The organism is Exiguobacterium sp. ZOR0005 (assembly GCF_000798975.1).
GTDB classification, from domain to species: Bacteria; Bacillota; Bacilli; order Exiguobacteriales; family Exiguobacteriaceae; genus Exiguobacterium; species Exiguobacterium aurantiacum.
The window spans coordinates 137,777-151,930 of the sequence record NZ_JTLB01000012.1 but is presented as its reverse complement, the minus strand read 5'-3'; the positions used below and the strand labels follow the sequence as shown (position 1 = coordinate 151,930).

Here is a 14,154-nt window from a genome sequence, read left to right as displayed (position 1 = left end):
ATGAGGAATGCGATAGGGGGAGAAAAAATGGAGCGCACGATCACAGTAAAAGGTACAGGGAAAGTGTCGGCCAAGCCGGATTTGATTGTGTTGAGAATGGATGTGACGTCACGGGCGGCACGCTACGAAGAGACGATGAACGAAGCGGCGACCGCAATCACCCGGCTTCTAAAAGCGATTGAAAAGGCAGATTTTGAGAAGTCCGCTTTGAAGACGACCGACTTCTCGATCGACACGGATTATGAGAGCTATCGCGATGAGGACGGCAATTATAAATCCCGTTTCCGCGGTTACGTCTGCAACCAAAGCACGAAGCTCGAGTTTCCAATCGACACGAAACGGCTGTCGCGTGTCATCGAAAACATCAGCAATTCGCTGGCGGAACCGAAACTGTCGATTCACTTCACAATCAAAGACGCGGACGCGGTGCAAGACGAACTGCTTGCGAGCGCCGCCGAGAATGCGCGGCATCGAGCCGAACTGTTGGCCAAAGGGGCCGGGGCGACGCTTGGTGAGTTGCTTCGGATCGACTATACGTGGGGAGAGCTGCACATCTTTTCCCCGACGCGTATGACGTTCAGTGAAAATATCCTCCACTCAGAAGAACGCATGCCGGAACTCGAACCGGACGAGATCGACTTGAGCGACAACGCCACGTTTGTCTGGGAAATCAAATGAGACGCGTCCCTTGGCTCAGCGTCATGTTGTTGTCGGTCACCGTCTCGGTCCATGCCTTGTCGTGGGCGTATGCGTTCGTCGTTTTGGACGGACGATTATATGAAGTGATGGACGTTGTCGTCACGGAGGCCGAGCTAGGTGACGTCGTCGGAGAAGTCAAGACGATGGCCGACGATATGACAGGACGCCATTATGGCGACGCATCCAATATGTATCCAATCGGCACGAAGTATCGAGAAGTCATCGGAGAGCCGATTGAAGACGTGATTGCGGTCGAGGACGGATCGGAGTGGAAGCGGGCCGAATATATCCGTGACGCCCCGTTCAGCTTACGAAATCATATCGATACGATCGTCTTTACCGCAATCGGGGTCGGGCTGTGCATTTTCATCGTCAGCCGGATTAGGAGAAGAAGATGACTGTATTTGATTTTGAAGCGAGTGAATTTGAACACCTCGACAGGTTCATCAAATTGTTGAAAGAAGAAGGGCGGTAAAATGATAGACGCTCCTCGAAAACGGGAACAGATTCTGTGTAACGTCGTCTAAGTTCATATAGAGAGAAGGGATCGGTATGCACATTCTCATCATCTATGACTCGATGTACGGTCACACGGAAAAAGTTGCCCACGCCATTAAGGACGGGTTCAGCGAGTTGCACCATGTCCGGGCCGAACAAGTCGGCCATATCGGCTACGGGGATTTGGCCAACCTCGATTTGCTCATCGTCGGTTCGCCGACGCACGGCGGCCGCGAGACAGAAGACGTGAAGACGTTTTTAGACGGATTGTCAGACCATGCGCTTCGCGGGATGCGGGCCGCCGCGTTTGATACGAGCATGGCGGAAGACGACCAGGGCTTCTTTGTCGGGAAAATCGTGAAATGGTTCGGCCACGCCTCGACACGGATCGAGCGGGAGCTGCTCGAGAAAGGGGCGGAGCCTGTGCTCAAAGAATCGTTCCTCGTCCTCGGTAAAGAAGGACCGCTCAAAGACGGGGAGCTCGAACGGGCACGTGATTGGGCGAAGCAGCTGTTCCAAAATTGAGTGAACGCATTCCAAGCGGAGTGCGTTTTTTTGTGGGGTGCGTGAGACGAAACGATTCGAAAACGGGTAAATAGAAGTATGGATTCCATCAAGAGAGGAGTGGAAATAAAAAACGAAGCAAAGTTTGTTTGCCTCGCCTTGTTGCTTTATTCGTTTGGCATGATGATGCTTTGAACAATTACTTTCAGTCTCTCGGTAAATTGTTCGATTTCGTAAACATGATTGATTTTATAACGGACGTTTGGCTCGTCACGGAACGTGATGTATTTATTCGTCAACGAATTCAAATGCAAACGACACACCCACTTCCGGTTGCTATCATCGATTAAAATGTTGAAGTAACTCGCGTTGTCTCGATAGAAAATACGGTCTTTATCCACGACCGAACCTAAAAGGACTTTGACAGTGGCATATCCTTCGATTTCTTCTTGCGTCGTTTCGATGACTGGTTGGGATGGGAGATCGATTTCATCAGTCTCGACATCCAGGTCGGACGCCCCAGCATGTTCTTGTGTCGTTCCACTGGAGGTGGTTTCAGGTTCCCCCGAAATCACGTGTTTGATACGTTCATTCATATTCTCATTTATGAATTGATTGAAGGCTTTTGCGACAATTGGTCTGAACTTATCGACCACAGTTTGCGTTTTCATTCCTTGGTAGCACTCTTGAATAAGGAGACGGATCAGTTCATCACTAGGGGATTGAGATAACGACTTGAGTTGATCTTTGATTGCGCTCAAGTACTTCAATTCCTCGGCCGTCGAAAGAATCGTATTCACGTTGAACTCTTGTTTCTTGAATTTATAGAGTTCCTTGATTTCATTGTCTTTAATGTTCGAGAGTGTGATTTCAAAGAACGGCACCGTATCCATCACGTTTGGCGTTTCTAGGTCCGTGTAAAATCGGTACATGTCCCCATTGGTTAAAATCGCAAATTTAGCTTGCGTTGTACCGTAGTATCGAAACAGCTGTGAATCATGCCTAGTCAGTGGTTCACGAATGGATTTGGCTTCAATGAGAATTGTCGGTTTTCCTTCCTCCATAATCGCATAGTCTACTTTCTCACCTTTTTTGATGCCAACATCGGCTATGTATTCAGGTGTAAACTCGGCTGGATTGAAGACGTCATATCCTAACGTTTGAAAGAACGGCATAATCAAAGCGGTCTTTGTCGCTTCTTCGGTCGATATGGAATGTCTAAGCTGTTGAATTCGTTGCGAGACAGTACGAATGTCGGAAGAAAACTTTTCCATTATAATAACCTCCATTATTTTCATGATTAATCTAATAATAACCTTTTATTGACTTTAAGTAAATTTATGTAAAAAACCTTCGCGTTGTATAAGCTTTACGAGTAGGTTGGATCAAATTGACGTACGCTCACGTCTAAATAAAGGAGAGGGACAACATGAAAAAATGGGAACGGGATGTCCTCGTCGGTTGGATTGTCGTGTTGCTCGTGCTTGTCGCCCACTATTTGATCACCGTGTCACTCGGAAACACTTATTTCGCCGAAGCGACGCTGAACCGGATGCTATGGTTCTCGAGCTTCCCTGCCTTCTTGATCACCTTTATCGCAGCGCTCCTCATGAAAACGGGCACGCTCACACTCGCCGTCCGCCGTGGCGTCATTTGGACGGCCGAGCTTCTCGTCGGATTCGCCGTCATCGCTTGGTTCTTCCGCGCGTTTGAAGCGATATTCGCGAGTCCTGGGGCGTACTGGTTGTTCGGGGCCGTCCTGCTCGCCCCGCTCGTCTATTTATTCGAGTTCCGGCGTCAAAACCGCGGCACGAAAGCCGGGGCGCATTGACTTCACAAAACGCCGCCGCAAGGAGGCGTTTTTAGCTTGTCTTGGAATGGGAATGGGATAAGGAAGACATGAGGAGGGATTTGACATGAGCCATTATTTTTCAAAATCTTATGAGGAGTCGCGAGAGAAGTTTCTCGCGCTGCTCGATACGGTCAAACAATATTACCCGAGTGCCCGGACGATGACGCACACGATTGGGGACGGGACGATCGACGTCATCATCGGGGAACCGCCGGGCTCGCGTGAGTCGATGCTGCTCATGACGATCGGCGAGCACGGGATCGAAGGGTATGCCGGGGCGGCCGTGACGCATCAATTTGTCGCGGAACAGTTGCCGCATGTCCGCCACGAGTCGACAGGTGTCTGTTTCATTCACGCCGTCAATCCGTGGGGGATGAAACATTTCCGCCGCGTCAACGAGCACAACGTCGACTTGAATCGAAACTACGTCATCGACCGGGAGTCACTGCCGCGTAACGTCAACAAAGAGTATGAAGTGATGCGGCATATGTTCGTGCCGGACGGGGTGATTGACGACTACCATGAGGCACGAGAACACATCTACTCATTCCTCGGCTCCGGCATCAAGCTCGACGGGTTCGATGCGATGACCGCGGCGAAAGGGATGGGGCAATACCAGTTCCCGAAAGGTGTCTATTACGGCGGGGAGGCGGATGAACCGTCGGCGATTTTCATGAAAGAGGTTCAATACGACTTGCTCGACCGTTACGACCGAATCGTGCACATGGACTGGCACACCGCCCTCGGACCGACGAACGAAGTGACGATGGTCGTCAGTGAGCGGGATGGGCGCGATGTCGACACGCTAAAAGAAAAGTACGGGTTACCGAACATTCAAACGTATGACCCGCAGGATGTGCTCGGCGACTCGACGAACCACTTCTATTACGTACGAGACACGCAGTTCCCGGACAAGCAGCTCGTCTCGGCGTTGTTCGAGTTCGGGACGTTCGGGACGTCGACGAAGGCGTCGATTCGTGAATTTTTGACGATCATCTTGGAGAATCGACTGTATTTCGAAGGGACGAAAGACCCGACGGCACGGAACGAGATTCAAAAAGAGTTCATGGCGATGTTTTATCCGGACGATGCCCAGTGGCGCAAGTCGGTGCTCCGAGAAGGGGCGACGACGATTGAGCACGTCTTGAAGGCCGAATCGCTCTGGTGCGAGCGTTGACAGGTTTTCACTTCGAGGAATCGGGAAAAGTCGCTTGTGGGCAACAACAGCTCAACATGAAGATGCGGAGGTCATATGATGGGGAACTATATTACGGCACACGATGGGACGAACATTTACGTCGACGACGTCGGCACGGGAGACGCGGTCGTCTTCTTGCACGGTTGGCCGGCGAACAACAATATGTTCGAGTATCAGAAGAATGCGTTGCTTGACGCCGGTTACCGCTATGTCGGCATCGACTATCGCGGCTATGGGAAGTCAGATACACCAGCGACAGGATATGACTATGCGACGATGGCGTCCGACATCCATATGGTCGTCAACGGGCTCGGCGTGAGAGACTTCACGCTCGTCGGTTTCTCGATGGGCGGGGCGATCGCCATCCGTTACGCCGTCGACTATCCGGACGACGGGTTGAAAAAGCTCGTTCTCGCGGGTGCCGCGGCCCCGGTGTTCACACAACGGCCGGACTATCCGTACGGGATGACGAAAGAAGAAGTCGACGCCTTGATCGAAGATACGATGAAAGACCGTCCGAAGATGCTCGAAGGGTTCGGGGAGATCTTCTTTGAAAAAGAACACTCGAAGCCGATGCAAAACTGGTTCCATCACTTGTCACTCATCGCCTCGAGCCATGGGACGATCGCCTCGGCGAAAGCGCTCCGTGATGAAGATTTGCGGGACGACCTTTTGAAAGTGTCGGTCGAGACGCTCATCATTCACGGCGTTCACGACAAAATTTGTCCGTTCGAGTTCGCCCTGGAGATGGAAAAGGGGATCCCGAACGCACGTCTCGAGCGGTTCGAGGAGAGTGGGCACGGTACCGTTCTCGACGAGATGGACAAGTTCAATCAGACACTGCTCGGATTCATTTGACGGCACAAGACGCCTTCGATTAGGCGTCTTTTTTTACGTCTTCTGACGGGTAGCACAGAATCGTTTCGGGTATACATAATATGGGAGACTTGTTGCCGGATTTGGTCATTCGGCAAACGTTTTCAACTGGAACGACCGATTGATGAACAATTTCATGAAAGGTTGGTGAAACAATTGTGGGGAGCGACCATTTTTTGCGGTCGGACTCACGATTCATGGTACAATGATGGGGTGGATTAACAGATTGAGGAGAGATTTGAGATGAATATCGCTTTCTTTTTATATCCGAAAGAAGACGTCAAATATTTAGACCCGGAGTCGACGGTGCGTCAAGCACTCGAGAAGATGAAGCATCATCGCTTCACCTCGGTGCCGCTCGTATCCGAGAACGGTTTTTATGCCGGGACGATGACAGAAGGGGACTTACTCTGGGCACTCGCCGAGCAACTTCGCGGGGAAGAAGACTACGAAAAAGTGCTCCGGACACGATTGAAAGACATCAAGCAGCGCGTACGCTATAAACCGGTCGCGATCACGGCGCAAATCGAGGAGCTCGTCGATGCGATCACCGATCAAAACTTCGTGCCGGTCGTTGATGACGGTAAGTATTTCATCGGCATCATCCGGCGCCGCGACATCATCGAGTATTACTCGACGAAGTTAAAGCAGCTTGAGAGTAAAGTAAATTAAACGTTGAAGCCAAGTCGATGGATGACTTGGCTTTCCTATCGTTCACGTAAAATTGAAAAGAGGAACTGAAAATGAATGAAGAAGAAACGTTTGTAATCGAGTCGGTCTCACCAAATGAGCGCTACGTCTGTGTATTCGAAGATGATGGGGAGACGGGATACGTTTATTTTTGTCCACTGGATTCTTCAGGGGAGATGGAGGGAATCGCGGACGCGCTCTGGATTTACGATCAAATCGCACCGCCGATCGAAGCGTGTGAAGAAGTCGGATTCGCCTGGGACGACCGTTCGTCGAAAGTCGCGTTCATCGTGGACGGAGAATGTTGGGGTATGTTGGACCTGAACACGAAACGGAAACTCACCGCACCGCGTGAGCATAACGCCATCGTCTCGCTCCCGATTGAACTATGGGAAGCAGGCATCTCAGCGTCAGAGGGCGAGGCTCTACAGATGAGTGTTGAGAGCTGACGTTCATGAAAAGCATAGTAAAATATATGGTCGTGATTGTCTTGGCCATCGTGCTATTATACGGCTACAATACGTCTGTTCCGAAAAATCTCCTGACATTTATCATCGGCCTCCCGATTTATGTCGGAATCCTTCTTTGGGTCGTGAGTCTCTTTGAGAAGAGGCAGAGTGTGTCTTAATTCTGACAGGGATAGAAGTGTTTTTAGAGAATGTTTACGAATACCTGAGACAAGAGACGAAGTGTGCAATAAATCGAGCTGTAACGCAAAGGACGACTTCCACTAGGAAAGTCGTCATCATGTGTCACTTGATTAAAAGGGAACGCCGGGCGAGCGAGTTGAAGAAACTCATGCCGAACATCACATAGAAAATGCTCACGCAACAGTTGCGCGAGCTCGAGGCAGACGGGGTCATCATCCGCACCGTCTATGAACAAGTTCCGCCAAAAGTCGTCTATTCACTTTCCGATTATGGCTGGTCGTTGTAACCGATTCTTGACGCGATGTGCGCATGGGGGGAGGGGCATATCGAACAGACGGGAGAAGAGGTGATTTCTTAAAGAAACGAAAAGACAGCACTTCTTGAGCCAACAAGAAGTGCTGTCTTTTTTATCGTTAAGAGGCAGATACGTCTTTAGAGGCAGTCGAATGTTTACTCCACAACGTCTCCATCTCTTCAAGTGTCTTACCTTTCGTCTCCGGAACGAGCTTCCAAACGAACAAGGCAGACAGCACGCTCATCACGCCATAAAAACTATATGTCATCGTCCCGCTAAACTCCATCATCATTGGGTATGTTGATGAAATGAAGTAGTTGGCTGTCCATTGGGCAGCAACAGCGATGGCGACGGCTTGTCCGCGGATTTTGTTCGGGAAGATCTCTGAGATGAGCACCCAACAAATCGGTCCCCATGACATCATGAATGAAGCCGTGTAGATGACGATAAAGATTAACGTACCAATACCAATTGTGTTCGTATAGGCCATGGAGGCAACACCGAACATCCCGATGGCCATTCCGACCGATCCGATGATGAGGAGCGGCTTCCGGCCGACTTTATCGACGAAAAGAATCGCGATAATCGTGAAGACGACGTTGACCAGTCCCATGACGACAGTCTGCATCATCGAAGCGTCTTTGGCGGCGCCCATGCTCTCAAAGATCCGCGGTGCGTAATAAAGGGCAACGTTGATGCCGACGAACTGTTGAAACACAGAGAGCAGGATTCCAATCGTGATGACGAGCTTACCATAAGTGAACAATTTGGCCGAGGAATGACTGACGGACGATTTAATCTCTAGCATGATTGCTTCGGCCCGTTCTTTTCCATTGATGCGGCTAAGGATGTGAAGTGCTTTGTCTTCTTCTCCTTGAAGCGCCAAGTACCGAGGTGTCTCCGGAACGATCAGCAAGAGAGACCCGAAGAGAAGGGCTGGGATGGCTTCTGAGGCGAACATATACCGCCAGCCGATATCGTCAATCCAAGCGGCCGTTTGTCCGCTCGTGATGGACCAGTTGACGAAGTAGACGACGAGCATCCCGAGGATGATCGCGAATTGGTTCAATGACACGAGTCGTCCGCGGATCGCGGCAGGTGCGACTTCACTAATATACATCGGCGTGATGGCTGAAGCGAGACCGACTCCGATTCCTCCGATGATGCGATATAAGTTGAACGTTAACAAGAGGGCGATCGTCGGCTCACCTTTCGTAAAGAAGAGCACTTCCGGGTAAGCGGAACCGAGTGCTGAAAAGAAGAAGAGCGTGGCCGCAAAAATTAACGATTTTTTACGACCGAATCGACTGGCGAATATCCCGGAGATGACCCCACCGATAATACAGCCGATCAATGCCGAGGAAGTAGTGGCCCCGTGGACGAGCGAGCTCAAGTCCAGACCTTCAATGAAATACTTTTCGAGTGATTTCTCTGCGCCTGAGATGACGGCAGTATCATAACCGAACAATAGACCGCCCAACGTTGCGACGAGCGTGATGGTCATGAGGTAGAGCGTGTTTTGATTTTGTTTCATCACGTGATGCCCTCCTTAAAATTGATAACGCTTACAATATCAGTTTAAAAAATAAGTTAGTTTGTTTGACGGATAAACTAACTATCCTTATCATACAAAATAGAACTCGAATTCTCAACTATATTTTTTCAGTTTTTGTATAATAGAAGTAGAGAATAAGGGGAAGCGTATGGAAGCGATGCGCGCAATGAAAAATTAGTTCGTATAAAGGGGAGACAAAGTCATTGGTGAAGCGAGACATAACTGCTGATCAGCAACTGGTGAAGAAAATGAATAAAACGGTGTTGCTAAATGAAATTATCCGGAGCTATCCGATCTCACGAGCAAAACTTTCTGAAGTGACAGGCTTGAACAAATCGACCGTCTCGGCTCAAATAGGCGTGTTACTAGACGAAGAGCTCATCTTCGAGATTGGACAAGGTCATTCTAGCGGAGGGAGACGTCCGGTCATGCTCGTATTCAATCAGCAGGCCGGATTCACAATCGGAGTCGATTTAGGAGTGAAAGCCATCAACGCCGTCTTGACCGATTTGAAAGGCAACGTCATCGAGTCACTGACCACCGAGTGGGCAGAAACGGACGAAGACGCGGAACCGAAAGTACGGGAGGCCATCGATGCCTTGCTTGTGAACATGCCTTCTTCTCCGTACGGATTGATCGGGATCGGTGTCTCCGTGCCGGGACTCATCAATCGAGAGCAAGAAGTCGTGTTCGTCCCAAACCTTCGTCCGGACGTGACAGGCTTGAAGCATGCGTTAGAGAACTGTTACGACGTGCCTGTCAATCTAGAGAACGAGGCCAACGCGGGGGCTTACGGCGAGCGGCGGTTTGGGGCAGGGAAAGATCATGAAGAGATGATCTTCGTCAGCTTAGGGACGGGCGTCGGGACCGGCATCATCTTGCATGGCGAGCTGTATCGAGGCGAGGAAGGGTTCGCCGGGGAGTTTGGCCACATGTCGATCGAATATAACGGACCGAAGTGCACGTGCGGCAACCGCGGTTGCTGGGAACTGTACGCCTCTGAGAAAGTGTTATGGGACAAGTACTTGCCGGCTCATACGGTCGACACGTTACAGCAAAGCTTGCAGGCGAACGAGGCGTCCGTATTGAACGAACTGCAAAAATGGTGCTTCTATGTCGGGGTCGGATTGAACACGGTGTTGAACGTCTACAACCCGAAAGTGATCATCATTCAAAGTCGCGTCATCGAGTCGCACCCGATGGTGTTGAACATGATTCGAACCGCGATCTCGTCGCGTGTCTATACGCAAGCCGATCACGCCTTCGAGCTCGTTCCGTCAAAGCTGAGTGATCATGCGTCAGCCATCGGGATGGCATCCCTTGCCATCGAGCAGTTTTTACAGCGTCGGATGATGCAATGACAATAAGCCCGTCACCTTCAGGTGGCGGGCTTTTCGTTATGACGTGAACGTCCACGTCGTCTCGGTCCGGTACGTCTCCCCAGGGCGCAGCACGACTTCACGGTCAATCAGGTTCGGGGCTTTCTGCGTCTCTAAGCAAAGACCGGTCTGTTTCTGATCGTCTGGAAGCATGTTACCGGAGTAGAACACGACGCAAGGATCTGTTGTCTGAACGGACAGCGTGCGCCCGGAAGAATGACGAAGCTGAATCTGGGGGTCGTCCGTTCGTAAAAGACGGAACGGATGATCGAAACCGCCGGCGATGTGAAGCTGTTCATCGTCAGAAGCGAGACCATCCCCAATGCGTTTTGATTGTCTGAAATCAAAGGCGGGAGAATCCGTCACTCGCTGCACGTGATGGGGGATGAGTGCCTCGTCGAGTGCATAAAACGCTTCACTCGCGACCCGGAGCGTATGGTCGTGAATCGGCGCAGCCGTTCCCGACAAATTAAAATACGTATGGTTTGTCATGTTCATGACGGTTGCCGTGTCGGTCGTCGCCTCGTGACGGATCGTCACGGCGCCAGGGCGAATCTTGTAAATGACTGCGACGTTCACATGTCCCGGGTAACCGTGATGGCCATCCGGGAACGCCCGTTCAAACCGGATCGTCACGTGTTCGGCGGACTGGTCGACCGAAGGGACCCAGACGGCTTTATGAAAGTCATCGCCGTGCAAATGGTGCACCCCATCGTTCGCCGGCAAATAAACCGTCTGGCCATCGAGTGTGAACTGTGCTTGTTCAATCCTGCCGGCGGAGCGACCGACGACGCAACCGAGGTAATAGTCGTGACTCATATAATCTTCGAGCGTGTCGAGCGCCAATACGACGTTGTTGACGTTCCCGGCGCTGTCGGGCAAGCCAATTTCCGTGATCGTGCAACCATAATCGATACAAGAAAACGCGAATGAATCTGCCATGACCCGATGGCGCCGGACTGGTGTGTCATCGATTGTCCCGTAAAGGTCTGATTGATAGTCCATGGCTGCGCTCACTTCCGACGGAACGCCGACAAGCCGCTCGATAGCTGCTGCGTCGCCGGATAAATGTGTTGGTATAGGTCAAACAAGGCACGGTAGCGCTGGACGTTGTCCGCAATCGGTTCGTATCGCTTCGCCTCGTGGATGAATACTTCACTGCACGCCTCTAAACTCTCGAACCACCCGCATCCGTAAGCGGCCAACATAGAGGCGCCGAGCGCGCACCCTTGCTCGTTGGACAGCTTGATGATCGTGGCCTCGAAAATGTCTGCCTGCATTTGAAGCCAGTCCTCGTTTTTGGCACCGCCTCCGATTGAGACGATCGACGTGATCACTTTCCCTTCCGCCCGAAACAGTTCGAGGGATTCTTTCAATGAGAAAGTGATGCCTTCCAAGACGGCACGCGAGAAGTCGGGGAGACGATGTGTCGAGTCCATCCCGATAAAGCTACCGCGCACCATCGCATCCGCATAAGGGGTCCGTTCTCCGACGAGATAGGGGGTGAACAAAAGACCGTTTGCACCGATCGGGACGTGCTTCACCGCAGCGAGCAATTCCTCGAACGACACGTCCGGTGCGAACGTCTTCTTGAACCAGGACAAGCTGTGCCCGGCCGCCAACGTGACGCCCATCGTGTAGAAAGCATCTTTTTTAGCGTGGTTGAAGTAATGGACCTTACCCTTGAAATCGAGGGAGGCGGCCGACTCATACGACAAGACGACGCCCGAAGTCCCGATGCTGCACATCGTTTGTTGGTCTTTTAAAATGCCCGCGCCGATCGCGCCACACGCGTTGTCGGCCCCGCCGGCGAAGACGCGGACGTGCGGAGACAGCCCGGTGCGTGTCGCAAAGTAGGGGCTAATCGTGCCGACCGCATCGGAAGACTCGATGAGCGGTGGACAGAGGGATCGGGGGATGCCGACTCGTTCACAGATGTCCTCGCTCCATTCTTTCGCGGCGATATCTAATAATAGCGTTCCTGCTGCATCAGAATAATCCATATGCAATTGACCGGTCAACGCATAGCGGACGTAATCTTTCGGCAACAAGAAGACGGAAGCTTGAGCGAACAAGTCCGGTTCATGTCGCTTCACCCACAACAGTTTAGGCAGCGTGAAGCCTTCGAGCGCTGGATTCTTCGTGACTTCGAGCAGCGTTGGTCCTAACAGCTCTTTAATGTCTTCGCATTCTGCGGTCGTCCGTGTATCGTTCCATAGAATGGCGTTCCGCAACAGTTGATGCTGGGCATCGAGCAAGACGAGCCCATGCATTTGTCCGGAAAAGCTGATTCCTTCGATGTCTTCCCGGTCCCCTTCAAATCGCATCACGAGTTCGGCCAAGGCGTTGACCGTCTGTTCGACCCAGGCGGACGGGTCTTGCTCGCTGAAGCCTTCCCGTTCTTGAATGAGTGGGTACGGGCGGCTCGCTTCACCGTGGATGTGTCCTTTTTGGTCGACGAGGATGGCTTTTACCGCGCTCGTCCCTAAATCGATTCCGATGACATATTTCATCTGTCTCATCCTTTCATACTTAATATGATGTAAAAACCCAGACCCCATCGTGGAGTCTGGGCGTAACGGTTAAGGGCGTTGTACATCCAACAAATATTGGTTCAGGATGTGACGGAGCTGTTCTTGACGTCCTGATTTATTTTGGATATCAGTGAGACCTAGGGCGTGGGCCTCTAGTTTGTGGAAGTTTGTTTGGCCCGAGACGATATCTTTCCCGATTCCCTCATTGTAACTGGCATAGCGGTCTTGGATGATGTTTTCGAACACACGGTCGTCAATCAGGCGTTGTGCGACTTTCGCACCGACCGCGAAGCTGTCCATGCCGGCGATGTGGGCGTAGAACAAATCTTCCGGCTCGAATGAACCACGACGTACTTTGGCGTCGAAGTTGAGACCGCCGCTGCCGAGGCCGCCATTCAACAAGATTTCATACATTGCGAGCGTCGTCGAGTAGAGGTCGGTCGGGAATTCGTCTGTGTCCCATCCGAGAAGCGGATCCCCTTGGTTCGCGTCGACCGAACCGAGCATACCGTTCACGCGGGCGACACGGAGCTCGTGCTCGAACGTATGGCCGGCGAGTGTGGCGTGGTTGGCTTCGATGTTGAATTTGAAGCGGTCTGCCAAGTCGTATTTCTGTAAGAAGGCAAGGCCCGTTGCGACATCAAAGTCGTATTGATGCTTCGTCGGTTCTTTCGGTTTAGGTTCGATCAAGAACTGGGCGTCAAAACCGATTTCTTTCGCGTAGCTGTCGGCCATATGGAAGAAGCGAGCCAAGTTGTCGAGCTCAAGACCCATGTCCGTATTCAAGAGCGTCTCGTATCCTTCACGGCCTCCCCAGAACACGTAGTTCTCGGCGCCGAGCTCTTTCCCGACTTCGAGCCCTTTTTTCACTTTCGCGGCCGCATACGCATACACGTCTGCGTTTGGTGCGGTAGCTGCCCCGTGGATCCAGCGCGGATGCGAGAACATGTTAGCCGTGTTCCAAAGTAATTTGGTGTTACTCGTCTTCATGTACTCTTTGATCATCGAGACGATGACGTCGAGATTCTGGTTTGTTTCGGCGAGTGTGTCGCCTTCAGGAGCGATGTCAAAGTCGTGGAAACAGAAGTACGGGACATTTAGTTTTTCAAAGAACTCGAAGGCCGCTTCGACGCGGGCTTTGGCGAGATCCATGCCTGATAAACGGTCGTAAGGTCGGATCATCGTCCCTTGTCCGAACGGGTCGCTCCCGTCGGCAGTGAACGTGTGCCAATATGAGACGGCGAAACGAAGGAGCTCTTCCATCGACTTCCCGCCGATTTGCTCTTTAGGATTGTAATGTTTGAACGCGAACGGGTTCGTTGAAGCCGGCCCTTCAAATGCGATTTTTCCGACACCTTGGTAATATTCTTTCTTTGTATGAATTTGCGACATGCTTGTCATCCTCCTCAGTGTTGTAATCGTTT

General features: G+C 51.5%; 14 protein-coding genes and 1 pseudogene. 10 read left to right on the top strand and 5 right to left on the bottom strand.

All coding sequences use genetic code 11. The features are described 5' to 3' along the window. Positions 1-27 precede the first annotated feature (27 nt). From L971_RS04445 to L971_RS04435, 3 genes are all read left to right on the top strand, one after another. Positions 28-678, top strand: a complete 651-nt coding sequence (locus L971_RS04445) for an SIMPL domain-containing protein (RefSeq protein WP_024370537.1) — start codon at positions 28-30, stop codon at positions 676-678. Next, positions 675-1,097, top strand: a complete 423-nt coding sequence (locus L971_RS04440) for a hypothetical protein (RefSeq protein ID WP_024370536.1) — start codon at positions 675-677, stop codon at positions 1,095-1,097. The genes L971_RS04445 and L971_RS04440 overlap by 4 nt, the downstream gene beginning before the upstream one ends. Before the next feature lie 154 nt (positions 1,098-1,251). After that, complete coding sequence (locus L971_RS04435; RefSeq protein WP_047374507.1) at positions 1,252-1,722, top strand: flavodoxin family protein; 471 nt, start codon at positions 1,252-1,254, stop codon at positions 1,720-1,722. Between the two features lie 146 nt (positions 1,723-1,868). On the opposite strand, the gene L971_RS04430 is transcribed toward L971_RS04435, so the two are convergent. Continuing rightward, positions 1,869-2,975 (bottom strand): type I restriction endonuclease, encoded by a 1,107-nt coding sequence (locus tag L971_RS04430; RefSeq protein ID WP_052200269.1) that lies wholly within the window; start codon positions 2,973-2,975, stop codon positions 1,869-1,871. A 155-nt stretch (positions 2,976-3,130) separates the two neighbouring features. Between L971_RS04430 and L971_RS04425 the strand changes: the two genes are divergently transcribed. The 6 genes and pseudogenes from L971_RS04425 to L971_RS04400 all read left to right on the top strand — a co-directional run. Then, complete coding sequence (locus tag L971_RS04425) at positions 3,131-3,532, top strand: hypothetical protein (protein ID WP_047374505.1); 402 nt, start codon at positions 3,131-3,133, stop codon at positions 3,530-3,532. 85 nt (positions 3,533-3,617) lie between these two features. Continuing rightward, positions 3,618-4,730, top strand: a complete 1,113-nt coding sequence (locus tag L971_RS04420) for a M14 family metallopeptidase (RefSeq protein ID WP_047374502.1) — start codon at positions 3,618-3,620, stop codon at positions 4,728-4,730. Positions 4,731-4,808: 78 nt separating this feature from the next. After that, a complete protein-coding gene (locus L971_RS04415) occupies positions 4,809-5,609 on the top strand; it encodes an alpha/beta fold hydrolase (RefSeq protein ID WP_024370531.1) in 801 nt (266 codons plus the stop codon). Between the two features lie 261 nt (positions 5,610-5,870). Beyond that, positions 5,871-6,299, top strand: coding sequence for a CBS domain-containing protein (locus L971_RS04410; protein WP_024370530.1), 429 nt, complete (start codon positions 5,871-5,873; stop codon positions 6,297-6,299). A 71-nt stretch (positions 6,300-6,370) separates the two neighbouring features. Further along, positions 6,371-6,766, top strand: coding sequence for a DUF2251 domain-containing protein (locus L971_RS04405; RefSeq protein WP_024370529.1), 396 nt, complete (start codon positions 6,371-6,373; stop codon positions 6,764-6,766). A gap of 247 nt (positions 6,767-7,013) precedes the next feature. Continuing rightward, positions 7,014-7,250, top strand: a pseudogene (locus L971_RS04400) (winged helix-turn-helix transcriptional regulator); the annotation flags it as partial. Between the two features lie 130 nt (positions 7,251-7,380). On the opposite strand, the gene xylE reads toward L971_RS04400, so the two are convergent. Continuing rightward, positions 7,381-8,796 carry a D-xylose transporter XylE gene (xylE, locus tag L971_RS04395; protein ID WP_047374500.1) on the bottom strand — a complete coding sequence of 472 codons (1,416 nt, stop codon included), beginning with the start codon at positions 8,794-8,796 and terminating at the stop codon, positions 7,381-7,383. 269 nt (positions 8,797-9,065) lie between these two features. Here xylE and L971_RS04390 point away from each other — a divergent pair, with 269 nt between their 5' ends. Continuing rightward, the gene (locus L971_RS04390; protein ID WP_052200267.1) at positions 9,066-10,178 is read left to right on the top strand and encodes an ROK family protein; all 1,113 of its coding nucleotides are present in this window, start codon (positions 9,066-9,068) and stop codon (positions 10,176-10,178) included. A gap of 36 nt (positions 10,179-10,214) precedes the next feature. Here the strand turns inward: L971_RS04390 and L971_RS04385 are convergent, their stop codons facing one another. From L971_RS04385 to xylA, 3 genes are all read right to left on the bottom strand, one after another. Beyond that, positions 10,215-11,201 carry an aldose epimerase family protein gene (locus L971_RS04385; protein ID WP_047374496.1) on the bottom strand — a complete coding sequence of 329 codons (987 nt, stop codon included), beginning with the start codon at positions 11,199-11,201 and terminating at the stop codon, positions 10,215-10,217. An 8-nt stretch (positions 11,202-11,209) separates the two neighbouring features. Next, positions 11,210-12,709 carry a xylulokinase gene (xylB, locus tag L971_RS04380; RefSeq protein ID WP_047374494.1) on the bottom strand — a complete coding sequence of 500 codons (1,500 nt, stop codon included), beginning with the start codon at positions 12,707-12,709 and terminating at the stop codon, positions 11,210-11,212. A gap of 69 nt (positions 12,710-12,778) precedes the next feature. After that, positions 12,779-14,122 carry a xylose isomerase gene (gene xylA / locus L971_RS04375; RefSeq protein ID WP_047374492.1) on the bottom strand — a complete coding sequence of 448 codons (1,344 nt, stop codon included), beginning with the start codon at positions 14,120-14,122 and terminating at the stop codon, positions 12,779-12,781. Positions 14,123-14,154 lie beyond the last annotated feature (32 nt).